Consider the following 9,467-nt stretch of genomic DNA (forward strand, 5'->3'; position numbering starts at 1 on the left):
TTGCCCGAGCTGCCCGAGGTCGAGGTGGTGCGCCGGGGCCTCGACGAACACGTCGTCGGCCGCCGGATCACGGCCGTCGAGGTGCTCCATCTGCGGGCGGTGCGCCGGCACCTGGCCGGGCCCGCGGACGTGATCGGCCGGCTGGTCGGGCGGACGGTCACCGCCGCGCGCCGTCGGGGCAAGTACCTCTGGCTCGAACTGGATGACGCCGACGCCGTCCTCGCGCACCTCGGTATGAGCGGCCAGCTGCTGGTGTCCGACCCGGCGCTGCCCGCGCAGAAGCACCTGCGGGTGTCGGTGAGCTTCGCCGACGGCGGCCCTCAGCTTCGGTTCGTGGACCAGCGCACCTTCGGCGGTGTCAGCGTCGAGCACCTGGTCGGCACCGAACCGCTGCCCGAACCGATCGCGCACATCGCCAGGGACCCGATGGACCCGGCCTTCGACGTCGAGGCCGTGGTGACCGCGCTGCGCCGCCGCCGCACCGGCCTCAAGCGCGCGCTGCTGGACCAGTCGCTGGTCTCCGGCATCGGCAACATCTACGCCGACGAGGCGCTCTGGCGCGCGCGGCTGCACTACGCCCGCCCGACCGCCACCCTGACCAGGCCCGCCGCCCGCACCGTGCTCGCCGCCGCCGCCGAGGTCATGGCCGAAGCCCTCGAACAGGGCGGCACCTCCTTCGACGCCCTGTACGTCAACATCAACGGCGACTCCGGCTACTTCGACCGCTCGCTGGACGTCTACGGCCGCGAGGACGAGCCCTGCCACCGCTGCGGCACGCCGATCAACCGGGTGCCGTTCATGAACCGCTCGTCCTACTTCTGCCCGCGCTGCCAGCCCCGCCCGCGCCACCCCCACCCCTAACGTTTCCGCTGGTCAGACCCCGTGAGTGGTTAGCGGTGCCATAGCACCGCTAACCACTCACGGGTCGTGACCAGGCACGATGTGCGCTAGGCCGGTGTGGAACGCGGCGACCACCAGCTGGGCGCGGTCGCGGGCTCCGAGTTTGACCATGGCGCGGTTGACGTGCGTCTTGACCGTGAACGGCGAGATGAACAGGCGCTTGGCGATCTCGTTGTTGGTCAGGCCGGTGGCGACCAGCGTGGTGATCTCCCGTTCGCGCTCGGTGAGGTCGTCGAGGCGGCGACGGTCGGTGGGTCCGGTGTGGAAGCGCCTGACCAGGTTGCCGGTGGCGGTGGGGGAGAGCAGCGCCTCGCCTGCGGCGACCAGCCGGATCGCGTCGATCAGCTCCTCGGGCTCGACGCCCTTGCCGAGGAATCCGCTGGCCCCGGCCCGCAGCGCCTCGTAGACGTACCTGTCGATCTCGAAGGTGGTCAGGATGATCACCTTCACGCCGGCGAGGTCGTCGTCCTCGGTGATCTGCCTGGTCGCCGCGAGGCCGTCGGAGCCGGGCATCCGGATGTCCATCAGCACCACGTCGGCGCGCCGGCGGCGGACCATGTCGACGGCCTCGGCGCCGTTGGACGCCTCGCCGACGACCTCCAGGTCGTCCGTGGAGTTGATCAGAGCCCGGAACCCGGCGCGGATCAGCGCCTGGTCGTCGGCGAGGACTATCCGAACTAGGTCCACCGCTCAGCCCTCGGACCTGGGCAGCGTCGCCGTGACCAGGAACCCGCCGTCCGGCCCCGGCTCCGGTTCCGCGCGCAGGGAGCCGCCCACCGAGGCGGCCCGCTCCCGCATGCCGATGATGCCGTGCCCGCCGCGCCGGCCGTCGGCCGTGTGGCGGTCGGCGTTGCGGATCTCCAGGGAGAGCGCGTCGTCGCGGTGTTCGAGCCGAACGCTGGCGTGGCGCCGCCGGCCGTGCTTGTGCACGTTGGTCAGCGACTCCTGGATGATCCTGTACGCGGCCAGGTCCAGCGCGGGGCTCAGCGGCCCGGGGGAGCCGTGCACGCTCAGCTCGACGGTCAGCCCGGCGGCGGTGAACGACTCGATCAGCTCGTCGAGCTGCTCCAGCCGGGGAGTGGGTCGGGTGGGGGCGTCTCCGGTGTCGCGCAGCACCCCGAGCATGGCGCTCAGCTCGCCGAGCACGGCGCGGCCGGAGGCGCGGATGTGCGCGATCGCCTCGGCCGCCTCGTCCGGTCTGGTCCGCACCAGGTGGCCGGCCACCCCGGCCTGGACGTTGATCACCGCGATCCGGTGGGCGACCACGTCGTGCAGCTCGCGGGCGATGGCCAGCCGCTCCTCGGCGACGTGCCGGGCGGCCACCTCGTCGCGGGTCTGCTCGGCGCGGCGGGCGCGTTCCTCCACCTCCGCGACGTAGGCGCGCCGAATGCGCAGCGTGCCGCCGATCGCGGCCCCCATGCCGATCCAGGCCACCGGCTGCACGACCTCCATGGTCAGCCGGTCGGCGGTGACGATCGCCTCGGTCGCCACCACCAGCCCCGCGCAGCCGCCCACCCAGGCCCAGGCGACCTTCCGGTCCACCCGGGTCGCCACCGTGTAGGCGATGAGCGCGATGATCTGCGGGTACGGCGTCCTGCCGTGCGCGGCCACCGTGGCGGCGACCCCGGCGGCGGTGCCGAGCGCCAGCATCGGCAGCGGCCAGCGACGCCGCGCCGCGATCGCCGCGCAGACCAGGGCCGCCGCGACCGCGTGCGGCAGGGTGGCCATGTCCGGGTAGCGCGCGGGCCTGACGACCACGACGGGGAGCACGAACAGCGCCACCGCCACGGCCGCGTCGACGATCCCGGGCCGCGCGACGCGCGACACCGACGCCCAGGCGGCCATGCCCCGAGATTACGGCCCGGACGCCCCCGGGAGCCCGGAACTACCGCGGATAGACGACGCGCGGCCCGAGATCCGTCGGCAGCGTGGAAGACATGATTGTGCGGGACGTCCTGGTCATCGCGCTGCGCGGGCTGCGGGCGCACAAGCTGCGGTCCGGGCTGACCATGCTCGGGCTGGTCATCGGCGTGCTCGCGGTCATCCTGCTCACCTCGCTGGGCCAGGGCCTGGTGGGCGCCGTCAACACCGCGGTGGAGCCGATCGCTAACCGCATCACGGTGGTGCCCAAGCTGTCCCCGATCCCGGGTGGGCCGCCGGCCAACGCGCTGACCGACGCCGACATGGCGGCCATCGCCAGGGCGCCGAACGTGACCCAGGTGGTGCCCCTGGTGACCGGCGCGACCGTCGGCGCCGCCGGCCAGGCGTCGAGGGCGGTGACGGCCTCGACCTCGGGCGCGCAGTACCTGTCCGCGTCCGTCACCGGCACCACCTACGACTACCTCGACGTCCAGCGCAAGTCGCTGGCCGCCGGCGCGTTCCTCACCGAGGCGCAGGACAGGTCGGGGGCCAAGGTCGCGGTGCTGGGCCCAATGGTGGCGACGGCGCTGTACGGGCCGGACCCGTCCTCGGCGATCGGGCAGACGCTGCGCCTGGACCACGCCGTGTTCAAGGTCGTCGGGGTGATGCAGCCCTACGGCGCCGCCGAGGACAACGTCATCATCATGCCGATCAAGGCGGCCAGGGCGGGCGTGTTCGGCAAGGGCACCGGCGGCAACCAGCTCAGCCAGCTCATGGTCAAGGCGACCTCCACCACGCACGTCAAGGTGGCCTCCGAACAGATCGTCCAGGTCCTGCGCGAGCGCCACCGGGTCACCGACCCCGCGTACGACGACTTCCAGGTGCAGGACCTGGGCACCCGCGTCGGCACCTTCACCGGGCTGATCCAGCTGATCACCGGTCTCGTCCCGATGATCGCGGCGATCTCGCTGCTGGTCGGCGGCATCGGGGTGCTCAACATCATGCTCGTCTCGGTCACCGACCGGACCAGGGAGATCGGCACCCGCAAGGCGGTCGGCGCGAGCGACCTGGCGATCCTGGGCCAGTTCGTCATGGAGGCGGTCACCGTGGCCGGGCTGGGCGGCGTGATCGGCGTCGCGCTCGCCGTCGGGGCGATCCTGGGGACCAAGGCGCTGCTGTCCGGCATGGGGTCGGGCGGGATGCTGGCCTCGTTCGACCCGGTGCTCTCGATCACCCCGATCGGCATCGCGTTCGGGATCAGCCTGCTCATCGGCCTGGCCGCCGGCGGATACCCGGCCTGGCGCGCCGCCCGGCTCAAACCCATCGAGGCGTTGCGGTTCGAGTAGAGGCGGCCGCGTCAGGATCGCGTCAAGGTTGGGGGTGCGGGCGTCAGCGGGGTGTGAGCGGGCGGTCGGGGGTACGGGCTCGGCGGCATGCTCTGGCCCGGGAGGTGACCGGGATGTTCGGCTCTCGGATCTCGGCGACCGTGCCACCTCGCCTGCCCGGTACGGCGGGAAGCGCGCTCGGTTTCGGAGCGGCGGTCGCGGCCACGCTGGTCGCCTGGCCACTGGGTGAGCTGTTCGGCGCGGCCTCGCGGCCGGTGCTCGGGCTGGTGCTGCTCGCGGTCGTCGCCGTCGGCGTCGGTTCCGTGACCACGCTCGCGGGAGCGGTGGCGTGCGCCGCGCAGTGCTGGGCGCTGTACTCCGGCTTCGTGCTGCACCGGTTCGGTGAGCTCTGGCTGGACCCGCCGAGCCGGTTCGCCCTGGCGCTGTTGGTGACGTCGGGCGCGGGCGCGAGCCTGGCCGGCCTCGCGTGCGGCGCGGTGCTCGCGCGTCACCGCATTCGAGCGGTGGCGTCGGCGGCGCGGGCCGAGGTGACGCAGGCGCGCCGGCCGGTCCTCTCGACGGGCGGTCACCGAATGCGTTGACGCAGCTCACCCGGCTGGACCCAACTTCTCACCCGGCCCGGTGAGCGCGCTCACGCGCCCGTCAAAAACGCGTCAAGGTGCCCCCGTCGCCCGTCAAGGCGCCGCAGCGCACGAGCTAACGGGGCACCCGTTCGCGCACGCTTCCAGGCGACCCCCGTCGGTGTTCGAGGAAAGGCACGTTGATGGCCGATCTGGCCTATGTACTGCTGATCATCGGCTGCTTCGCGCTGCTGACGATCATGCTGCGCGGATTGGAGCGGCTGTGATCGCCAACATCGCGGGCGGCGTGATCGCGCTGCTGCTGCTCGTCTACCTCTTCGTCGCGTTGATCAGACCGGAGCGCTTCTGATGTCCTCCTTCGTGGCCGGCCTGCTCCAGGTCGGCGTGTTGCTGGTGCTCCTCGCCGCCGTGTACGTGCCGTTCGGCAACTACATGGCCACGGCGATGACCTCGCCGAAGCACTCCCGGGTGGAGCGGGCGATCTACCGGCTGGTCCGGGTCGACCCGGACGCCGAGCAGCGCTGGACCACCTACGCCGCCGGCGTGCTCGGGTTCTCCTTCGCCTCGTTGGTGCTGCTGTACCTGTTCCAGCGGCTGCAGCCGGTGCTGCCGTTCGGGTTCGGGCGCGGCGTGGACGGTGACACGATCCCGCCCGCGATGGCGTTCAACACGGCGGTGTCGTTCGTGACGAACACGAACTGGCAGTCCTACGTCCCGGAGACGACCTACGGGCACGCCGTGCAGATGCTCGGGCTGACCGTGCAGAACTTCGTCTCCGCCGCCGTCGGCATCGCGGTGGCGATCGCGCTGGTGCGCGGGTTCATCAGGGCCAACGCGGACCGGATCGGCAACGTCTGGGTGGACATCACCAGGGCGAGCATCCGGGTGCTGCTGCCGGTGTCGTTCCTGGCGGCGATCCTGCTGGTGGCGCTCGGCGCGGCGATGAGCCTGCGCTCGGGCGTGGACGTCACCGGCGTGGACGGCCAGCAGCACACGATCGCGCTGGCCCCGGTCGCGTCCCAGGAAGCGATCAAGGAGCTGGGCACCAACGGCGGCGGCATCCTCAACGCCAACTCCTCACACCCGTTCGAGAACCCCAACGGCGGCTCGAACCTGCTGGAGATCTTCCTGATCCTGGTCATCCCGGTGTGCCTGACCCGCACCTTCGGCGTGATGGTCGGCAACACTCGGCAGGGCTACGCGCTGTTGTCGGTGATGGGCACGCTGTGGGGCGCGATGCTCGCGGTGGTCTGGTGGGCGGAGTCGCACCCGACCGGCCCCGCCGCGCTGGCCGCCGGCGGCGCCATGGAGGGCAAGGAGGTCAGGTTCGGCATCCCCTCCTCCGCGCTGTTCGCCGACACCACCACCGGCACCTCGACCGGGGCGGTGAACTCGCTGCACGACAGCTACACCGGGCTCGGCGGCGGGGTGCCGCTGCTGAACATGCTGTTCGGCGAGGTCACGCCGGGCGGGGTGGGCACCGGCCTGTACGGGATCCTGGTGCTGGCGGTGATCGCCGTGTTCCTGGCCGGGCTGATGGTCGGGCGCACCCCGGAGTACCTCGGCAAGAAGCTCGGCCGCCGCGAGGTGACCGCCGCCGCGATCTCCATCCTGGCTATGCCGACCCTGGTGCTGCTGCTGTCCGGGCTGGCCATCGCGCTGCCCTCCAGCGGTGACGCGATGACCAACAGCGGCCCGCACGGCTGGTCCGAGGTGCTCTACGCCTACGCCTCGGGGTCCAACAACAACGGCAGCGCGTTCGGCGGGCTGACCGTGACCAGCGACTTCTTCCAGTCCACCCTGGGCATCGCGATGCTCTTCGGCCGGTTCGTGCCGATCCTCGCGGTGCTCGCGCTGGCCGGCTCGCTGGCCGCACAGCGCCGGGTCGAGCCGGGCGCGGGCACGCTGCCCACCGACGGCGTCCAGTTCGCCGTGCTCGTCACCGGCACCGTCGTCATCGTCGCCGCCCTCACCTTCTTCCCGGCCCTCGGGCTCGGGCCTATCGCGGAGGCACTTGCATGACTCGCGTTGTCACAGACCGTGCTGAACACCCGGTGCGCAGCCCCGACGAGGCGCAGCACCTGCACGCCGAGCGCACCGGCCGTGCCGTCGGCGCCGGCGCGTTCAGCCCGCGCCAACTGCTGACCTCGTTCCCGGAGGCGCTGCGCAAGCTGGACCCCCGTACCCAGCTGCGCAACCCGGTGATGTTCGTGGTCTGGGTCGGGTCCGTGCTCGTGACCATCCAGGCCGTCGTCGAGCCCAGCCTGTTCTCCTGGCTGATCGCGGTCTGGCTGTGGCTCACGGTGATCTTCGCCAACCTGGCCGAGGCGGTGGCCGAGGGCCGGGGCAAGGCGCAGGCCGACACGCTGCGCCGTACGAAGATCGAGACGGTCGCGCACCGGCTGATCGGGCCGGGCGACGAGACCGAGGAGGTGCCGGGCACCGAGCTGCGGGTCGGCGACCGGGTCCTGGTGGTGGCCGGCCAGGTGATCCCCGGGGACGGGGACATCGTGGAGGGCATCGCCACCGTCGACGAGTCGGCCATCACCGGCGAGTCGGCCCCGGTCATCCGGGAGTCCGGCGGCGACCGTTCCGCGGTCACCGGCGGGACCACGGTGCTGTCCGACCGGATCATCGTGGAGATCACCACCAAGCCCGGCGAGTCCTTCGTGGACCGGATGATCGCGCTGGTGGAGGGCGCGCAGCGGCAGAAGACGCCGAACGAGATCGCGCTGACCATCCTGCTCGCCGCGCTGACCATCATCTTCCTGCTCGCGGTGGTCGCGCTGCAGCCGATGGCCGGCTACGCGGGCGCCCCGCAGTCGCTGATCGTGCTGACCGCGCTGCTGGTCTGCCTGATCCCGACCACGATCGGGGCGCTGCTGTCCGCGATCGGCATCGCCGGCATGGACCGGCTGGTGCAGCGCAACGTGCTGGCCAAGTCCGGCCGCGCGGTGGAGGCCGCCGGTGACGTGGACACCCTGCTGCTGGACAAGACGGGCACCATCACCTACGGCAACCGGCAGGCCACCGGGCTCATCCCGGTGTCCGGCGTCCCGGTGGCGGAGCTGGCCGAGGCCGTGCGGCTGTCCAGCCTGGCCGACCAGACGCCGGAGGGCCGCAGCATCGTCGAGCTGTGCGCGACCGAGCACGGCCTCCCGGGGGAGGCCACGGCGGACGAGGTGCTCGCGGAGTTCATCCCGTTCACCGCGCAGACGCGGATGTCCGGGCTGGACCTGAACGGCCGCCAGGTCCGCAAGGGCGCCACCGCCGCGGTGGCCACCTGGGTCCGCTCCCACGGCGGCGACGTCCCTTCCGAAGTGGCCGCCGTGGTCGACGAGATCAGTGAGGACGGCGGCACCCCGCTGGTGGTGGCCCAGGTCGACGGCCGAGACGGCCGGGGCGCGCGCGTGCTCGGCGTGATCCGGCTCGCCGACGTGGTCAAGCCGCTGATGGCGCAGCGGTTCGCCGAGCTGCGCGCGATGGGCATCCGCACCGTGATGATCACCGGGGACAACCCGAAGACCGCGAAGGCGATCGCCGCCGAGGCCGGCGTCGACGACTTCGTGGCCGAGGCCACCCCCGAGGACAAGATGGAGCTGATGCGCCGCGAGCAGGAGGGCGGGCGGCTGGTCGCGATGACCGGTGACGGCACCAACGACGCCCCGGCGCTGGCCCAGGCCGACGTCGGGGTGGCGATGAACACCGGCACGGCGGCGGCCAAAGAGGCCGGCAACATGGTCGACCTGGACTCCGACCCCACCAAGCTGATCGAGATCGTGGAGATCGGCAAGCAGATGCTGATCACCCGGGGCGGGCTGACCACCTTCTCGGTGGCCAACGACGTGGCCAAGTACTTCGCCATCATCCCGGCCATGTTCGTGCTGGCCTACCCGCAGCTGAACAAGCTCAACATCATGCACCTGGCCAGCCCGCAGTCCGCGATCCTGTCCGCGGTGATCTTCAACGCGCTGGTCATCGTGGCGCTGATCCCGCTGGCCCTGCGGGGCGTGCGGTTCCGCCCGTCCAGCGCGGCCGCGCTGCTGCGGCGCAACCTGCTGATCTACGGGCTGGGCGGCATCGTCACCCCGTTCGTCGGCATCTTCCTGATCGACCTGCTGGTCCGGCTGCTGCCGGGGATTGGCTGACACGATGAACACGCTGACCAGGCAGGCCCTGGCCGGGCTGCGCATGATCCTGGTGCTGACTGTGATCCTGGGCATCATCTACCCGTTGGCGGTGTGGGCGGTGGCCCATCTCCCGGGGTTGTCTGGACGGGCCGAGGGTTCTGTCATCACCGCGAACGGCGCCCCGGTCGGGTCGTCGCTGATCGGGGTGGACCCGGTACCGGCGAACCCCGCGGCCGACCCGTACTTCCATGCCCGCCCGTCGGCGAGCGCGAAGGACGTGTTGGGTCCGGGCGACCCGTCCACCTCGGGCGGCACCAACCTGGCCGGGGACTCGGACAAGCTGCTCAAGGCCGTCGTCCAACGGCGCGAGCAGATCGCGGCCAGGGAAGGCGTCGCGCCGGCCTCGGTGCCGGCGGACGCGGTCACCGCCTCGGCCTCCGGGATGGACCCGCAGATCAGCTCCGCCTACGCCGAGCTGCAGGTCGCCCGCGTGGCCAGGGTGACAGGGTTGCCCGTCGACCAGGTGCGGGGTCTGGTCGACGAGCACACCCAGGGGCGGTTCGCCGGCGTGCTCGGCGAGCCGGGGGTGAACGTGACGGAGCTGAACCTTGCCGTCGCCGCCGCGCGTGCTCGGTGACCGAGGGGGTGCG

9 protein-coding genes are annotated in these 9,467 nt (G+C 71.9%); 7 read left to right on the plus strand and 2 right to left on the minus strand.

The window, feature by feature from the left end:
- Positions 1 to 861 carry a bifunctional DNA-formamidopyrimidine glycosylase/DNA-(apurinic or apyrimidinic site) lyase gene (gene mutM, locus N912_RS0126890; protein WP_028924834.1) on the plus strand — a complete coding sequence of 287 codons (861 nt, stop codon included), beginning with the start codon at positions 1 to 3 and terminating at the stop codon, positions 859 to 861.
- A 57-nt stretch (positions 862 to 918) separates the two neighbouring features.
- On the opposite strand, the gene N912_RS0126895 is transcribed toward mutM, so the two are convergent.
- Positions 919 to 1,587, minus strand: a complete 669-nt coding sequence (locus N912_RS0126895) for a response regulator (RefSeq protein ID WP_028924835.1) — start codon at positions 1,585 to 1,587, stop codon at positions 919 to 921.
- 3 nt (positions 1,588 to 1,590) lie between these two features.
- On the minus strand, positions 1,591 to 2,745 hold the full coding sequence (locus N912_RS0126900; RefSeq protein ID WP_028924836.1) for a sensor histidine kinase: 1,155 nt from the start codon (positions 2,743 to 2,745) through the stop codon (positions 1,591 to 1,593).
- 92 nt (positions 2,746 to 2,837) lie between these two features.
- Between N912_RS0126900 and N912_RS54840 the strand changes: the two genes are divergently transcribed.
- The 6 genes from N912_RS54840 (at position 2,838) to kdpC (ending at position 9,454) form a co-directional block, all read left to right on the plus strand.
- Positions 2,838 to 4,106, plus strand: coding sequence for an ABC transporter permease (locus N912_RS54840; protein ID WP_037066704.1), 1,269 nt, complete (start codon positions 2,838 to 2,840; stop codon positions 4,104 to 4,106).
- A gap of 113 nt (positions 4,107 to 4,219) precedes the next feature.
- The gene (locus N912_RS60730) at positions 4,220 to 4,687 is read left to right on the plus strand and encodes a hypothetical protein (RefSeq protein WP_156994043.1); all 468 of its coding nucleotides are present in this window, start codon (positions 4,220 to 4,222) and stop codon (positions 4,685 to 4,687) included.
- Between the two features lie 250 nt (positions 4,688 to 4,937).
- Entirely contained in the window at positions 4,938 to 5,036 is a 99-nt protein-coding gene (kdpF, locus tag N912_RS63780; RefSeq protein ID WP_028924837.1) for a K(+)-transporting ATPase subunit F, read from the plus strand.
- A complete protein-coding gene (gene kdpA, locus N912_RS0126920; RefSeq protein WP_028924838.1) occupies positions 5,036 to 6,709 on the plus strand; it encodes a potassium-transporting ATPase subunit KdpA in 1,674 nt (557 codons plus the stop codon). The genes kdpF and kdpA overlap by 1 nt, the downstream gene beginning before the upstream one ends.
- Positions 6,706 to 8,835 carry a potassium-transporting ATPase subunit KdpB gene (kdpB, locus tag N912_RS0126925; protein WP_084211242.1) on the plus strand — a complete coding sequence of 710 codons (2,130 nt, stop codon included), beginning with the start codon at positions 6,706 to 6,708 and terminating at the stop codon, positions 8,833 to 8,835. The genes kdpA and kdpB overlap by 4 nt, the downstream gene beginning before the upstream one ends.
- 4 nt (positions 8,836 to 8,839) lie before the next feature.
- The gene (gene kdpC, locus N912_RS0126930; RefSeq protein ID WP_028924840.1) at positions 8,840 to 9,454 is read left to right on the plus strand and encodes a K(+)-transporting ATPase subunit C; all 615 of its coding nucleotides are present in this window, start codon (positions 8,840 to 8,842) and stop codon (positions 9,452 to 9,454) included.
- Positions 9,455 to 9,467: the final 13 nt, after the last annotated feature.

The sequence above is a fragment of the Actinospineispora acaciae DSM 45401 genome (genome assembly GCF_000620785.1).
Classification (GTDB): domain Bacteria; phylum Actinomycetota; class Actinomycetes; order Mycobacteriales; family Pseudonocardiaceae; genus Pseudonocardia; species Pseudonocardia acaciae.